The 12,826-nt window shown below is 59.2% G+C and carries 15 protein-coding genes; 4 read left to right on the forward strand and 11 right to left on the reverse strand.

Annotation, left to right across the window (positions count from 1 at the left end):
* Positions 1 to 234: 234 nt before the first annotated feature.
* Together AB4K19_RS07255 and aroQ are read left to right on the forward strand one after the other, a co-directional pair.
* Positions 235 to 1,959, forward strand: coding sequence for a bifunctional sulfate adenylyltransferase/adenylylsulfate kinase (locus tag AB4K19_RS07255; protein ID WP_375227755.1), 1,725 nt, complete (start codon positions 235 to 237; stop codon positions 1,957 to 1,959).
* A gap of 194 nt (positions 1,960 to 2,153) precedes the next feature.
* Entirely contained in the window at positions 2,154 to 2,594 is a 441-nt protein-coding gene (aroQ, locus tag AB4K19_RS07260) for a type II 3-dehydroquinate dehydratase (protein WP_375227756.1), read from the forward strand.
* An 89-nt stretch (positions 2,595 to 2,683) separates the two neighbouring features.
* Here aroQ and tsf read toward each other — a convergent pair whose 3' ends face one another.
* Together tsf and rpsB are read right to left on the reverse strand one after the other, a co-directional pair.
* Positions 2,684 to 3,559 carry a translation elongation factor Ts gene (gene tsf / locus AB4K19_RS07265; RefSeq protein WP_375227757.1) on the reverse strand — a complete coding sequence of 292 codons (876 nt, stop codon included), beginning with the start codon at positions 3,557 to 3,559 and terminating at the stop codon, positions 2,684 to 2,686.
* Between the two features lie 80 nt (positions 3,560 to 3,639).
* Positions 3,640 to 4,437 (reverse strand): 30S ribosomal protein S2, encoded by a 798-nt coding sequence (rpsB, locus tag AB4K19_RS07270; RefSeq protein ID WP_375227758.1) that lies wholly within the window; start codon positions 4,435 to 4,437, stop codon positions 3,640 to 3,642.
* Positions 4,438 to 4,696: 259 nt separating this feature from the next.
* Between rpsB and AB4K19_RS07275 the strand changes: the two genes are divergently transcribed.
* Positions 4,697 to 5,275, forward strand: coding sequence for a PA14 domain-containing protein (locus AB4K19_RS07275; RefSeq protein ID WP_375227759.1), 579 nt, complete (start codon positions 4,697 to 4,699; stop codon positions 5,273 to 5,275).
* A 16-nt stretch (positions 5,276 to 5,291) separates the two neighbouring features.
* Here AB4K19_RS07275 and AB4K19_RS07280 read toward each other — a convergent pair whose 3' ends face one another.
* The 3 genes from AB4K19_RS07280 to AB4K19_RS07290 form a co-directional block, all read right to left on the reverse strand.
* The gene (locus AB4K19_RS07280) at positions 5,292 to 6,113 is read right to left on the reverse strand and encodes a lysophospholipid acyltransferase family protein (RefSeq protein ID WP_375227760.1); all 822 of its coding nucleotides are present in this window, start codon (positions 6,111 to 6,113) and stop codon (positions 5,292 to 5,294) included.
* Positions 6,110 to 6,874 (reverse strand): GNAT family N-acetyltransferase, encoded by a 765-nt coding sequence (locus tag AB4K19_RS07285; RefSeq protein ID WP_375227761.1) that lies wholly within the window; start codon positions 6,872 to 6,874, stop codon positions 6,110 to 6,112. Before AB4K19_RS07285 ends, AB4K19_RS07280 begins: the two co-directional genes overlap by 4 nt.
* A gap of 129 nt (positions 6,875 to 7,003) precedes the next feature.
* Positions 7,004 to 7,186, reverse strand: coding sequence for a DUF3553 domain-containing protein (locus AB4K19_RS07290; protein ID WP_375227762.1), 183 nt, complete (start codon positions 7,184 to 7,186; stop codon positions 7,004 to 7,006).
* A gap of 28 nt (positions 7,187 to 7,214) precedes the next feature.
* Between AB4K19_RS07290 and AB4K19_RS07295 the strand changes: the two genes are divergently transcribed.
* Positions 7,215 to 7,811 carry a histidine phosphotransferase family protein gene (locus AB4K19_RS07295; RefSeq protein ID WP_375227763.1) on the forward strand — a complete coding sequence of 199 codons (597 nt, stop codon included), beginning with the start codon at positions 7,215 to 7,217 and terminating at the stop codon, positions 7,809 to 7,811.
* Positions 7,812 to 7,817: 6 nt separating this feature from the next.
* Here the strand turns inward: AB4K19_RS07295 and AB4K19_RS07300 are convergent, their stop codons facing one another.
* The 6 genes from AB4K19_RS07300 to rpmA all read right to left on the reverse strand — a co-directional run bounded on the left by AB4K19_RS07300 (position 7,818) and on the right by rpmA (position 12,817).
* Positions 7,818 to 9,083: a glutamate-5-semialdehyde dehydrogenase gene (locus AB4K19_RS07300; protein ID WP_436399384.1), complete on the reverse strand. Its 1,266-nt coding sequence runs from the start codon at positions 9,081 to 9,083 to the stop codon at positions 7,818 to 7,820.
* 42 nt (positions 9,084 to 9,125) lie between these two features.
* Complete coding sequence (gene proB / locus AB4K19_RS07305) at positions 9,126 to 10,253, reverse strand: glutamate 5-kinase (protein WP_375227765.1); 1,128 nt, start codon at positions 10,251 to 10,253, stop codon at positions 9,126 to 9,128.
* Positions 10,241 to 11,275, reverse strand: coding sequence for a GTPase ObgE (gene obgE, locus AB4K19_RS07310; RefSeq protein ID WP_375227766.1), 1,035 nt, complete (start codon positions 11,273 to 11,275; stop codon positions 10,241 to 10,243). The genes proB and obgE overlap by 13 nt, the downstream gene beginning before the upstream one ends.
* A 35-nt stretch (positions 11,276 to 11,310) precedes the next feature.
* On the reverse strand, positions 11,311 to 11,847 hold the full coding sequence (locus AB4K19_RS07315) for a GNAT family N-acetyltransferase (RefSeq protein WP_375230861.1): 537 nt from the start codon (positions 11,845 to 11,847) through the stop codon (positions 11,311 to 11,313).
* Between the two features lie 2 nt (positions 11,848 to 11,849).
* Positions 11,850 to 12,452: a LysE family translocator gene (locus tag AB4K19_RS07320; RefSeq protein ID WP_375227767.1), complete on the reverse strand. Its 603-nt coding sequence runs from the start codon at positions 12,450 to 12,452 to the stop codon at positions 11,850 to 11,852.
* Positions 12,453 to 12,547: 95 nt separating this feature from the next.
* Positions 12,548 to 12,817, reverse strand: a complete 270-nt coding sequence (gene rpmA / locus AB4K19_RS07325; RefSeq protein WP_375227768.1) for a 50S ribosomal protein L27 — start codon at positions 12,815 to 12,817, stop codon at positions 12,548 to 12,550.
* Between the last annotated feature and the right edge of the window lie 9 nt (positions 12,818 to 12,826).

Here is a 12,826-nt window from a genome sequence, read left to right on the forward strand (position 1 = left end):
CCGCCCCCGGCAGTTCAAGTGCCCGGGTGCTTGCTACGGGGTGCCGCCAATGCACAACACGCAACGGGCACTCACCAGCAACAATTGTGCCTGGGCCGCCCAATCATTTCCAATCCCTGCGCAAAAGGGGCAGGGGACAGAAAACAGTTGAAATCAGTGTGTTTCCGACGTTTAAGCCCCGTGAATGAAGCAGAAAGCGACCTGCGCAATTTTTCAGTGAACAAAGAGACCATTATGAGTAACGCCAATCTTGCACCTATTCCTGAACTCTATGTTTCCCACGATTCCGCACAGAAACTGAAAGCGGAAGCTTCCGGGCTGATCAGCCATGACCTGTCTCCGCGTCAGATCTGCGATCTGGAACTGCTCATGAATGGCGGCTTCAATCCACTGCGCGGATTTCTGTCCGAGGAAGACTATAACTCCGTGGTCGAAAACATGCGGCTGGCGGATGGTGCGCTGTGGCCAATGCCCATCACGCTTGATGTCTCGGAAAAGTTCGCGGAAGGCCTCGAGATAGGCCAGGACATTGCCCTGCGTGATCAGGAAGGCGTGATCCTGGCAACGATGACAGTCACAGACCGCTGGACTCCGAACAAGTCGCGCGAAGCGGAAATGGTTTTTGGCGCAGACGACGACGCACACCCGGCCGTCAACTACCTGCACAACTCTGCAGGCAAGGTGTACCTCGGCGGGCCAATCACGGGCATTCAGCAACCTGTGCACTACGATTTCAAAGCGCGCCGTGACACACCAAACGAAATGCGTGCCTATTTCCGGAAGCTCGGCTGGCGCAAGATCGTAGCGTTTCAGACACGGAACCCATTGCACCGCGCGCACCAGGAACTGACGTTCCGCGCCGCACGCGAAGCACAGGCGAACCTGCTGATCCACCCGGTTGTCGGCATGACCAAACCAGGCGACGTGGACCACTTTACGCGCGTGCGCTGCTACGAGGCCGTGCTGGACAAATATCCGGCAGCAACAACATCCATGAGCCTGCTGAACCTCGCCATGCGCATGGCAGGTCCGCGCGAAGCTGTCTGGCATGGCCTGATCCGGAAAAATCATGGCTGCACGCATTTTATCGTCGGACGTGATCATGCCGGACCAGGTAAGAACTCCGCCGGAGATGACTTTTACGGCCCTTATGACGCGCAGGAACTATTCCGTGCACACGAGGCGGAAATGGGCATCGAAATGGTCGATTTCAAACATATGGTCTGGGTCGAGGACCGTGCACAATATGAGCCGATGGACGAGATCCAGGACAAGGACAGCGTCACTATTCTGAATATCTCGGGCACAGAACTGCGGCGTCGCCTCAGAGAGGGCCTGGAGATCCCGGAATGGTTCTCATTCCCGGCCGTGGTCAATGAACTGCGGCGCCGTTATCCGCCACGCAATCAGCAGGGTTTCACGGTGTTTTTCACCGGCTTCTCCGGATCAGGCAAATCGACGATTGCAAATGCGCTTCTGACCAAACTGATGGAAATGGGTGGACGTCCGGTCACGCTGCTGGATGGCGACATCGTGCGTAAGAACCTCAGCTCGGAACTTGGCTTCTCCAAAGAGCACCGCGATCTGAACATCCGTCGGATCGGCTATGTCGCATCGGAAATTACAAAGAACGGCGGTATTGCGATCTGTGCGCCGATTGCACCTTACATGACAACACGAAGAGCCGTGCGCGAAGATGTCGAGCAGTTCGGCGCATTCATCGAAGTGCATGTTGCCACATCAATCGAAGAATGCGAGCGCCGCGACCGCAAGGGTCTCTATAAAATGGCGCGCGAGGGCAAGATCAAAGAGTTCACCGGTATTTCGGATCCGTACGAAGTTCCGGAGAACCCGGAGCTCCGTGTGGAAACAGAAAACGTCGACGTCGACAACTGCGCGCATCAGGTTCTTCTGAAACTCGAAAGCATGGGTCTGATTTCGGCCACAGGGAGCTTCTGAAGAGTTTTCCGGAAAGTTGCTGATTATCAATGACCTGGCAATCTTTATAATTTACATAATACAGATTATACAAACTACATGTGTCACACAGAGGCCGCGGTTGCGGCCTTTGTTGTTTGCGATGACGCACCATGCTGGACAGAGACCAGGCCCCCTGTTTAAGGGTCTCGGTATAACCATGAGAGCGTTGTGCTATGACATCTTTGCTGATCCTGAACGGCCCGAACCTGAACCTCCTCGGTACACGGCAACCTGACGTATACGGCCGGACGACGCTGACTGACATCGAATCGATGTGCAAGAACCACGCACAAGCCATTGGGATCAATGCGGAATTTCAACAATCAAACCATGAAGGCGCACTGGTCGACAGCATTCACGCGGCGCGCGGGACACATGACGGCATCATTCTGAACGCAGGTGCTTATACACACACCTCAATTGCCCTGATGGACGCCCTCGCCTCGGTCGAGCTGCCCGCTGTCGAACTGCACCTCAGCAACGTGCACGCACGCGAGGAGTTCCGCCACACGTCGTATATTGCGAAGGTCGCGATCGGTATCATCTGCGGCTTTGGCGCCCGGGGATATCTGCTCGCAATGGATGCGCTGGTCTCGCATCTTACGAAAGACTGACGCTTTAATTACGCGCGGTTAAGTATTGAATTAAATAAAAAAGAGCGCCCCGAGGCGCTCTTTTCCGTTTTGTCTGAATGACTGAAAGATCAGCCTTTGGCGGCTTTCGCAACTTCAGCTGCAAAGTCTTCTTTTACAACTTCGATGCCTTCACCAACTTCGAGGCGTACAAAGCCGGTGATCGTTGCGCCTGCTTCCTTGGCCGCATCGCCAACTGTAAGATCGGGGTTCACAACGAAAGACTGGTTCACCAGCGTGACTTCGGACATGTACTTTTTCATGCGGCCGACGATCATTTTTTCGATGACCTGCTCAGGCTTGCCGCTTTCGCGCGCGATGTCGATCTGAACCTGCTTTTCTTTTTCGACGACAGCCGGGTCAAGGTCATCCTCAGACAGCGATGCCGGGTTCACAGCTGCGATGTGCATCGCAACCTGCTTGCCGAAGGCTTCGTCGCCACCCTGCAGGCCAACCAGAACACCGATCTTGCCCATGCCCGGTGCAGCCGCGTTGTGGACGTAAGACACAACCGTTTCTGCATCGATGGCAGACATACGGCGTACAGACATGTTTTCGCCAATCACGGCAACGGCGTCGGTCACTGTCTGTTCAACGGTTTTGCCGTCCAGATCAGCCGCTTTCAGTGCATCAACGTCAGCCTGACCCAGCGCCACACCCGCGATACCGGCAACCATCTTCTGGAAGTCAGCGTTTTTGCCCACGAAGTCGGTTTCCGAGTTCACTTCAACGGCGACACCGTGTCCGCCCTCGACTTTAACGGCCACAAGACCTTCCGCTGCGGTCCGTCCGGACTTCTTGGCAGCCTTGGCAAGGCCCTTGGTCCGCAGCCAGTCAACTGCTGCTTCCATGTCGCCGCCGTTTTCGGTCAGTGCTTTTTTTGCGTCCATCATGCCTGCGCCGGTGCTGTCGCGCAGTTCTTTGACCATAGATGCTGTAATCGCCATCTCAGGTTCTCCTTTAAACTGATAGGTTCCGGGGCAGGTGCACCCTGCCCCGTATGTCATGCGTCAGACAGTGCCGGGTTTCAGGCCTCGGCGGGTGTCTCAGCAGCAGCTTCAGCCGGCGCTTCTTCTGCAACAGCTTCTTCCGCAGGTGCTTCTTCCATGGCGCCAAGGTCAACGCCTGCCGCACCCAGTTGTGCAGACATACCGTCGAGCGCCGCACGGGCCGCCAGATCGCAGTACAGCGCAATGGCACGTGCCGCGTCGTCGTTGCCCGGAATAATGTAGTCGATGCCGTCCGGCGCGCAGTTGGTGTCGACAACGGCCACAACCGGGATACCCAGTTTATTGGCTTCGGCAACAGCCAGCGCTTCTTTTTTAACGTCGATGACAAAGAGCAGGTCCGGACGTCCGCCCATTTCGCGGATACCGCCAAGGGAAGCCTGCAGTTTGCCCTGGTCACGTTCCATGCCCAGACGCTCTTTCTTTGTCAGGCCGGAAAAGCCCTGTTCCGCCTGCTCATCAATCGCTTTCAGACGGTTGATCGACTGGGACACGGTCTGCCAGTTGGTCAGGGTGCCGCCGAGCCAGCGGTGGTTCATGTAATATTGTGCGCATTTTTCTGCGGCATCTGCGATCGGCTGCTGCGCCTGACGTTTAGTGCCAACAAAAAGTATGCTGCCGCCTTTTGCGACGGTTTCACGGATCACATTCAGCGCCGCGTCCAGCATGGGAACGGTCTGTGTGAGGTCCATGATGTGGATGCCGTTGCGCGCGCCGTAAATGAAGGGACCCATGCGTGGGTTCCAGCGCTGTGTCTGGTGGCCGAAGTGAACGCCGGCTTCGAGCAGCTGGCGCATTGTGAACTCTGGAAGAGCCATGTGCGTATACCTTTCCGGTTTTATCCTCGGCGGGGGCATGACAGTTTTCTGCCAACCGGCGGACCCTTGGGGATGTCTCCCCCAATAAGCCCAAACCCCGCCTGCGGGTTTCAGTGCGCGCCGTATAGGACAGGTTTGGCACTGCTGCAAGCCCCGATTGGCTGTGACGGCACGGCGCTCTTGCCAGCAGGCAAATCCGGCCCTTAAAGTAGCCCGGAAAAAGGCCGCACAGATGGCCTCATAACCACCGGGAGTAAATATGAACACCATCCTGAAAGCTGTTACAGTCTCGGCTGTACTGTCTCTGCCAGGCGCCCTTTCCGCGGAGGTCCTGAACCTTTCGCCGGCCGATCCGCAACCCGGCGCAGGGTCTCTGTCACCGGGTCTCGCCGTTGAGTATGCGTATCCAAGCGATGTCCGCACAGTCAGAGACGCCAAAAGAGCGCTGGACCGCCGTTCTGAAAAGGGTCCCGCGCTGCGCGGCCTGTCCTATGATGACACCAAAGAAGGTGCTCCGACAATGACGGCGAAGAAACCGATGAAGGTGGCCGCCGCCATCACCGGGTACATCAAATTCGACGCTGCGGGCTCGTATACACTCGACTTTCTGAACAATGACGGGCTGGAGCTCTTTATTGGCGGCCAGCTGGTGGCAGATTATGACGAGGTCCATGCCTGCGGGTACGCGGGTGAAATGGAGGTCGAGGTGCCCAGTGCGGGATACTACGCACTCGAAGCCACCTATTTCCAGCGCAAAGGCACGGCCTGTCTGATGATGGAATGGGGCCCGGACAGCGACGGGCTGGAACTGGTTCCCGACAGCGCGTTTTTCCACTGATCCCCGCCGGGAGCGTTCAGCCTGAATGAGCGCTCCTGACGGCCGCTTCGCAGGCTGCCGCCAGTGACTTGCGGTTATCAAAGTCGCGCACCTTCAGAGGCGGATGGCAGACGATATCTGCCGCGCCGCCACCGCCATACGCCAGTACATGCAGAAAATGGCCGCCGAAGGTCATGTCGCCCCACCAGCCGAAGAAACGCGGGTCCTGCCCTTCTGGCGCATGATAGATCAGCGTGACCGGCTGAACGGCAAGTGTGTCGCGCAGCTCTTCTGCATAGAACGCCGCAAAGAGGGTGGTTTTGAAAGGCAGCACGCTCCGGCCATCACTGCTGGTCCCTTCCGGAAAAAACAGCAGGCGGTGCCCCACCGAAAGCCGCGTTCTAAAGAGATCGGCCTGACGCGCTGCCTGCGCGCGCGACCTTTCAATAAATACAGTGCCTGTCGCCCGGGCCAGCCAGCCGATGCCGGGCCAGCCGGCGACCTCAGCCTTTGAAACGAAATAGATGCGTTTCACAGCATTCAGCACGAAAATATCCAGCCAGCTGGAGTGATTGGTCACAACACCCCCCTGCCCCTGTGTCACCTGCCCGGTGACGCGAAGGCGGATCCCGAGCAGCCGCAGCGCGTTCCGGCACACGAAAACGGTGATGAACGGGGTCACAGGGCGTTTTTCGCCAAAAACGGGGCGCTCGATCAACCGAAGCAACAGCATCAGCACCAGACCGCCCAGCACCAGACACAGCAACGGCACACCGCGCAAAACGATCCTCGCCCACCCTGCGGGCCCTGGCGGCGGCATGTCCGGCGGTGGCGCATCGCCATACCACGTAGGCGTCATGCAGCACCGCCCTGATAAAGCATGGCCTGACGGTCATTCATTCGGGCCGTGTCCAGGATCAGGCACACATCGGTGGTATTGAAGGCGTGATCAACAAAGGCCCCCTCGCCCACAAAACCTCCAAGACGCAGGTATGCTTTTATCAGCGACGGCACTCTGACCATCGCCTTCCTGCGGTCCAGCTGATCTTCCGGGATCAGGTCCATGCGCTGAAACGCCCCGGCCTGCGCCCGGACCCGCAGGTCGGGCGGCGCAAGGTGTCTGTGATGCAGAAGGGAAAGCGGCTCGGCCAGATCCTCCACGTCCGTGCCGTGAAAACTGGCAACACCGAACAGAACATCGATCCCATGATCCCGGATATAGCCGGCCAACCCGCTCCACAGGTGATACATCGCCATGCCGCCCCGGTAATCCCGGTGAAGACAGGAACGGCCAAGCTCCAGCACCTGACGCCCCGCCGCCAGCAGCTGCGTCAGGTCGTATTCGTCTTCGCTGTAGAACTGTCCTGCTGCCCGCGCCTGATCCGCGCGCATCACCCGGTACACACCAACAATCCGGTCGTTTGTGTGGTCCGTCAGGATCAGATGATCGAAAAACGGGTCAAAGCGATCTCTTTCAAGCCGCGCATCGTGGTCGACCATCGGGCCGCCACCGCCCAGCTCCTCGACGAATACGTCATATCGCAGACGCTGCGCCGCGCGCAGTTCGTCATCCGTGGCAGCAAGTCTGACCGAAAATCTTGGCGCGGGGCTGTCGGTCATATCGGCGTTAACATCCAGGGTCGGTTGGGGATCGGAATTTTCATAAGGAATTCAGCATTCCTGCGCAACGCGACACAGTTGCACCGGTTTACAATCACCTGAAGGGCGTTAACCATTTGGAAAGGATGTTCAGCCATCAAAGACAGGGATCAGAGCAATACGGGCGCTATCAATGACGACCTTACCTTCGTCGCGGAAATTCACGGTCACCCGGCCACCGATGTTACTTTGCACCTGTCCGGTGCCCCAGTCAGGCTGTTCAGGATGACGCACCAGCATGCCCGGCGACAGAATTGCGTTAAGATCTTCCATGGCACCACACCCCTGCAGGAGACGACAGATGGGCAAAAGTGACGTAAACCTCGCCGCATTGATCGGCAGCCGCATCTGTCATGACCTGATATCGCCAATCGGCGCGATCAACAATGGTCTGGAACTGCTGGGTATGGCCGGTGGCGAAACCGGCCCGGAAATGGACCTTATTCAGGAAAGTGTCGGGAACGCCAGCGCGCGGATCCGGTTCTTTCGGATCGCCTTTGGGGCTGCCGGTGAACAGATGATGGGCCGTGCCGAAGTTGTGTCCATCCTGCGTGACCTGATGGAAGGCGCACGTCTGACAGTTGCCTGGGGGCCGATGGATGCACAGCCCCGCGCCGAGGTCCGGATGGCCTTCCTCGCGCTCCTTTGCGTCGAAGCGGCGATGCCCTACGGCGGACGGATTGAAGTGAGCGTCGAAGCCGGGCAGTGGACGCTTCATGGCCGCGCCGACAAGCTCAACATTGACGAACCTCTGTGGAACATCCTCGCAACGCAGGAGCCTCCAACAGACCTGCGTCCGGCACAGGTTCAGTTTGCCCTGCTGCCGCTCGTGGCCTCAGATGCCGGTCGCCGGGTTGTCACCGAAATCGCGACAGAAGATCTGCGCCTCAAGTTCTGAGCGTCCTCAGGCCCGGACGGTACCGTCTCCCTTGACGATGTATTTGAAGCTGGTGAGTTGCGCCGCGCCGACAGGGCCGCGCGCATGCATCTTGCCTGTGGCAATACCGATTTCTGCGCCCATACCGAACTCTCCCCCGTCCGCGAACTGGGTGGAGGCATTGTGCATCAGGATCGCGGAATCAAGTTCGTTCAGGAACCGCGATGCCACTGCCTCGTCCTCGGTGAGGATACAATCCGTGTGACTGGAGCCAAACTCACGGATATGTGCCATCGCTTCATCCACCCCCGAAACGGTCCGCGCGGCGATGATCATATCCAGGTATTCCTGACCCCAGTCTTCCGGAGCCGCCGACCGGATGCCTTCGATGCCGGCCAGCTTTTCGTCGGCCCGCACTTCAACGCCAGCATCCATCAGCGCCTGGAGCAGCCCGCGACCAACCGTCAGGGCTACGTCCTCGTGGATCAGCAGACACTCAGCCGCGCCGCAGATGCCGGTCCGCCGTGTTTTGGCGTTCAGCACCACCCGCAGCACCTTTTCGGGGTCCGCCGCAGCGTCGATGTAGATATGCACGATGCCTTCCAGATGCGCAAAGACAGGCACACGGGCCTCCTTTTGCACGAGGCCGACCAGCCCTTTGCCACCACGCGGGACGATGACATCAATTGTGTCCGTCATTGTCAGCATCTCACTGACTGCCGCCCGGTCACGGGTCGGCACCAGCTGGATCGCGTCCTCCGGCAGCCCCGCATCGCGCAGACCCTCGACAAGGCAGGCGTGCAGTGCAGACGAGGAATGGAAGCTTTCTGAGCCGCCCCGCAGAATAACGGCATTCCCTGCCTTAAGGCAGAGAGCACCTGCATCGGCGGTGACATTCGGGCGGCTCTCATAGATCACGCCTATCACGCCCAGCGGAGTCCGTACACGCTGGATATGAAGACCACTGGGCTGGGTCCAGTCCGCGATTACCTCTCCAACCGGATCGTGCTGAGCGGCCACCGCACGCAGCCCGTCCGCAATCGAACCGATGCGGTCATCGGTGAGAAGCAGACGATCCATCATAGCATCGGTCAGCCCCTTCTCGCGCCCGTAGGCCATATCCTGCGCATTGGCGGCCAGAATGGCTGCTTTGCGCGCCATCACGCAATCCGCCGCAGCCTCCAGCGCCGCCCGGCGCCGGTCTGCCGGCGTTGACGCCAGCACTGAGGCCGCCGCTTTGGCGCGACCTCCGATCTCAGCCATCAGGGCAGGGATATTGTCCATGTCTTTCATCGCTTTACGCCTTCTTTGGCCTTCAGTTTTCCGGGTGCGTGATTATCGCGCGTCAGCAGTGGTCTGCAGCGCCATGTCGTCCCGGTGCACGAGTGCAGCGCGCGCAGGATAGCCGAGAATACCCTCTATTTCATGTGATTTCCGGCCACAGATTTTCCGGGCTTCGTCGGCCGTATAGCGGGCAAGCCCCTGCCCCAGCACATGGCCCGCCGCATCTGCAATCTCCACCGGATCACCGCGACCGAAAGTGCCGGAAACACCGGTAACGCCCGCCGCCAGCAGGCTCTTGCCACCACGAAGCGCCCGGATCGCACCATCATCAAGGGCCACGCGACCCCGTGGTTTCATGGCCGCAATCCAGCCCTTTCGCGCAGCCTGTGGATCCGTCACGGCCGTAAACCAGGTGGCATTGGCCCCGTTCTCAAGCGATTTCAACGGATTGCGCACCGATCCTTCAGTAATCGCCATGGCACATCCGGCGGCGGTTGCGGTGCGGGCGGCCATGACCTTGGTCTTCATGCCCCCTTTGGACAACCCGGACCCCGCATCTCCCGCCATTGCCTCAATGTCAGACGTGATGCGGTCAATCACTGAAAAGCGGGTCGCGCCCGGGTCCTCTGCGGGATTTGCAGAATAAAACCCATCCACATCCGACAACAGGATGAGCTGATCAGCACCCACCGTCACAGCAATCTGCGCGGCCAGACGGTCATTGTCGCCAAAACGGATCTCGTCCGTTGCGGTTGTGTCGTTCTCGTTCACGATGGGTACCACACCCATCGACAGCAGTTGCTCAAGGGTCGCCCGGCTGTTCAGATAACGCCGGCGGTCTGCGCTGTCCTCAAGCGTGACAAGCACCTGTGCTGTTGTGATCCCATGGGGCGCGAGAACCTCTTCGTAGGCGCGGGCAAGCCTGATCTGACCCACCGCGGCAGCCGCCTGCGACTGTTCGAGCGCCAGTTCTGTTACGGGAAGACCCAAAACACCGCGACCCAGCGCGATGGAACCGGAAGAGACCAGAACCACCTGGCATCCCTTCCCGCGCAGCCAGGCCACATCAGCTGCAAGCGACGCAAGCCAGTCCTGACGCAGCGCACCGGTGTCACGGTCAACAAGCAGTGCCGAACCGATTTTGGCAACCAGCCGCCGCGCCGCCGTCAGGGACGCCATGGCTCTGCCTCCTCCACGGGTTTATGGCGCAGCCGGTCGTCATCAATCTGCCCCCGGAGGCCGCGGAGCACATCGGTTACACCTTCCCGCGCGACACCGGACATCAGCATGACAGAGCCACCTGCCGCCTGTTCCAGCTCAGCGCAGGCTGCTTCCCGTTCTTTGTCGTCCAGCGCGTCGATCTTGTTGAGCACTGTCACACGGGGTTTCTCCGCCAGATCACCGCCATAAGCTTCGAGCTCACCGATGATTGTCGCGTAATCCGCAGCAATCGTTTCTGACGTGCCATCCACCAGATGCAACAGAACAGCACAGCGCTCAACATGGCCCAGAAAAAGATCGCCCAGCCCCCTGCCTTCGGACGCCCCTTCGATCAGACCGGGAATGTCCGCCACCACGAATTCCGTATTGTCGACGCCGACCACTCCAAGGTTCGGATGCAGTGTCGTAAACGGGTAGTCCGCGATCTTCGGACGCGCATTTGATGTCGCAGCGAGGAATGTGGATTTGCCTGCATTGGGCAATCCCAGAAGGCCAACGTCCGCGATCAGTTTCAGGCGCAGCCAGAGCGTGCGTTCCACGCCATCCTGGCCGGGGTTCGCGCGGCGGGGGGCCTGGTTGGTCGCCGATTTGAAATGCAGATTGCCGAAACCGCCGTTGCCACCGCGTGCAAGCTGTACCCGCTGGCCGACTTCGGTCAGATCCGTGATCACCGTTTCCTGGTCTTCGTCCAGTATTTCCGTACCAACAGGCACCCGCAGTACGATGTCATCGCCATCCTTGCCGGTGCGCTGACGCCCCATGCCGGGCTGTCCGTTCTTGGCAAAGAAGTGCTGCTGGTACCGGAAATCGATAAGCGTGTTCAGACCCTCAACGGCTTCCGCCCAGACGGACCCGCCTGTGCCGCCATCGCCACCATCCGGACCGCCGTATTCAATATATTTCTCGCGGCGGAAGCTGACGCAGCCACCCCCACCCGCGCCGGACCGGATGTACACTTTGCACAGATCGAGAAATTTCATGTCCGTTTCCTAGCGCGCGCCGCAGGCGGGCTCAATTACAGTTTTCGCGTATAGGTCCACGTGGGTACAGTCGTATCCCGCGCCACTGAGAAGCTTTCCGCATCTCCCAGGTACTCAAATCCGCAATGCGTGAGAACGCGTGCCGAGGCCGGATTGTCCTGAAATACACTAGCAAACATCGTCTTGTTCTGCATCGGGTTGGCCTCCACCAACGCCTGAACAGCATCAGACGCAAGCCCGGTGTTCCAGTACGGCGGTGCAACCCAGTAACCGACTTCCGACTGCTCGCGGTCCATGCGTTCCAGCGAGATCAGACCCATCAGTTCCGACGCTCCGGCCTTGGTGCCGTCCATCGCCCAGACATCCTCGTCACGCTCATCCGCCATCGCACGGGCGACAAAAGCTTCGGTCATGCCTGGTGGCACAGGATGAGGTATTGATGTGGTCATACGCGCCACACGCTCATCGCCACCGTAAAGTTCAATCAGACCCATGTCAGAACGTCTCAGCGGACGCAGATCGAAACGTTCCGTTTCTATCACCGCCTGAACCGGGATCTTTTCCATTTCCATCGTCATGTCCCTCCTCCGAACAGTACGAACAGAACCGAAGCGACGGTCAGCGCCGCAAGGGTCCACATAAGATAGGGTTCCGCAGCCGTTCCCGCTACGGTCCGCGCAATCGCATCACCAGCAAGTGTCCACATGGGATGCAGCAGCAGCTGACAGCCGAGCAATACAGCGGCAATGGTTGCTGTCGCCTCAATCGCTGACGTCCCCGGCGCCACAAAGGCTGTGAAACCGCCGACAATCATCGCCCATGCCTTGGGGTTGAGCGGGTGCACGATCAGCCCGGCCGCAAATCCCGGGGCCTCGCCCTCTCCCCGGGTCGCGCCGAGACGCAGGTTGGCCACCTTCCACGCCAGCCAGATAATGTAGGCCGCCGAGGCGTATTTCAGCAGCGTAAAGACAAGAGGCGCGCGTTCCGCCAGTTCCATCAGGCCAAAACCCACCGGCCAGATCACCAGTTGCTTGCCCAGGGCAACGCCCAGAACAAAAGGTAGTGCCGCCCGGAAACCATACCGCGCACCTGTCGCCATCAGGGCCATATTGGCGGGCCCCGGCGTGCCGACCTGACTGGCGGCAAAAATCGCAAAACTGGTAACGGCTACAGACATGGTGGTTGTCCTGAAAGGCCTTTCTGGCTGCAAAGAAAAAGGGGACCGGCGGTATCGCCGATCCCCCTGAGTGTTTCATGTCCCTGAGGAAGGGCTTATTCTGCGGCCTCCGCCATTGGCAGAACAGAAATGAACGTACGGTTTTTGAGCCCCTTGTGGAACTTGACCGCGCCGTCGACTGTCGCAAAGATCGTGTGATCCTTGCCCATGCCGACGCCCTCGCCCGGCCAGAACTTTGTGCCGCGCTGACGTACGATGATGTTACCGGCAATAGCCTCCTGGCCGCCGTAGAGTTTCACACCAAGGCGACGACCTGCTGAGTCGCGGCCGTTACGGGATGAACCACCTGCTTTTTTATGTGCCATCTGGTCTCT

This window comes from Roseobacter phycocola (assembly GCF_042055075.2).
Classification (GTDB): Bacteria; Pseudomonadota; Alphaproteobacteria; order Rhodobacterales; family Rhodobacteraceae; genus Roseobacter.

Coding starts and splice junctions, on each gene's coding strand:
- rpmA (WP_375227768.1), bottom strand. CDS start 12,817: ATGGCACATAAAAAAGCAGGTGGTTCATCCCGTAACGGCCGCGACTCA.
- AB4K19_RS07255 (WP_375227755.1), top strand. CDS start 235: ATGAGTAACGCCAATCTTGCACCTATTCCTGAACTCTATGTTTCCCAC.
- aroQ (WP_375227756.1), top strand. CDS start 2,154: ATGACATCTTTGCTGATCCTGAACGGCCCGAACCTGAACCTCCTCGGT.
- rpsB (WP_375227758.1), bottom strand. CDS start 4,437: ATGGCTCTTCCAGAGTTCACAATGCGCCAGCTGCTCGAAGCCGGCGTT.
- AB4K19_RS07275 (WP_375227759.1), top strand. CDS start 4,697: ATGAACACCATCCTGAAAGCTGTTACAGTCTCGGCTGTACTGTCTCTG.
- proB (WP_375227765.1), bottom strand. CDS start 10,253: ATGGCGTCCCTGACGGCGGCGCGGCGGCTGGTTGCCAAAATCGGTTCG.
- AB4K19_RS07285 (WP_375227761.1), bottom strand. CDS start 6,874: ATGACCGACAGCCCCGCGCCAAGATTTTCGGTCAGACTTGCTGCCACG.
- AB4K19_RS07295 (WP_375227763.1), top strand. CDS start 7,215: ATGGGCAAAAGTGACGTAAACCTCGCCGCATTGATCGGCAGCCGCATC.
- AB4K19_RS07315 (WP_375230861.1), bottom strand. CDS start 11,847: ATGGAAATGGAAAAGATCCCGGTTCAGGCGGTGATAGAAACGGAACGT.
- AB4K19_RS07320 (WP_375227767.1), bottom strand. CDS start 12,452: ATGTCTGTAGCCGTTACCAGTTTTGCGATTTTTGCCGCCAGTCAGGTC.
- AB4K19_RS07290 (WP_375227762.1), bottom strand. CDS start 7,186: ATGGAAGATCTTAACGCAATTCTGTCGCCGGGCATGCTGGTGCGTCAT.
- AB4K19_RS07280 (WP_375227760.1), bottom strand. CDS start 6,113: ATGACGCCTACGTGGTATGGCGATGCGCCACCGCCGGACATGCCGCCG.
- tsf (WP_375227757.1), bottom strand. CDS start 3,559: ATGGCGATTACAGCATCTATGGTCAAAGAACTGCGCGACAGCACCGGC.
- obgE (WP_375227766.1), bottom strand. CDS start 11,275: ATGAAATTTCTCGATCTGTGCAAAGTGTACATCCGGTCCGGCGCGGGT.
- AB4K19_RS07300 (WP_436399384.1), bottom strand. CDS start 9,083: ATGAAAGACATGGACAATATCCCTGCCCTGATGGCTGAGATCGGAGGT.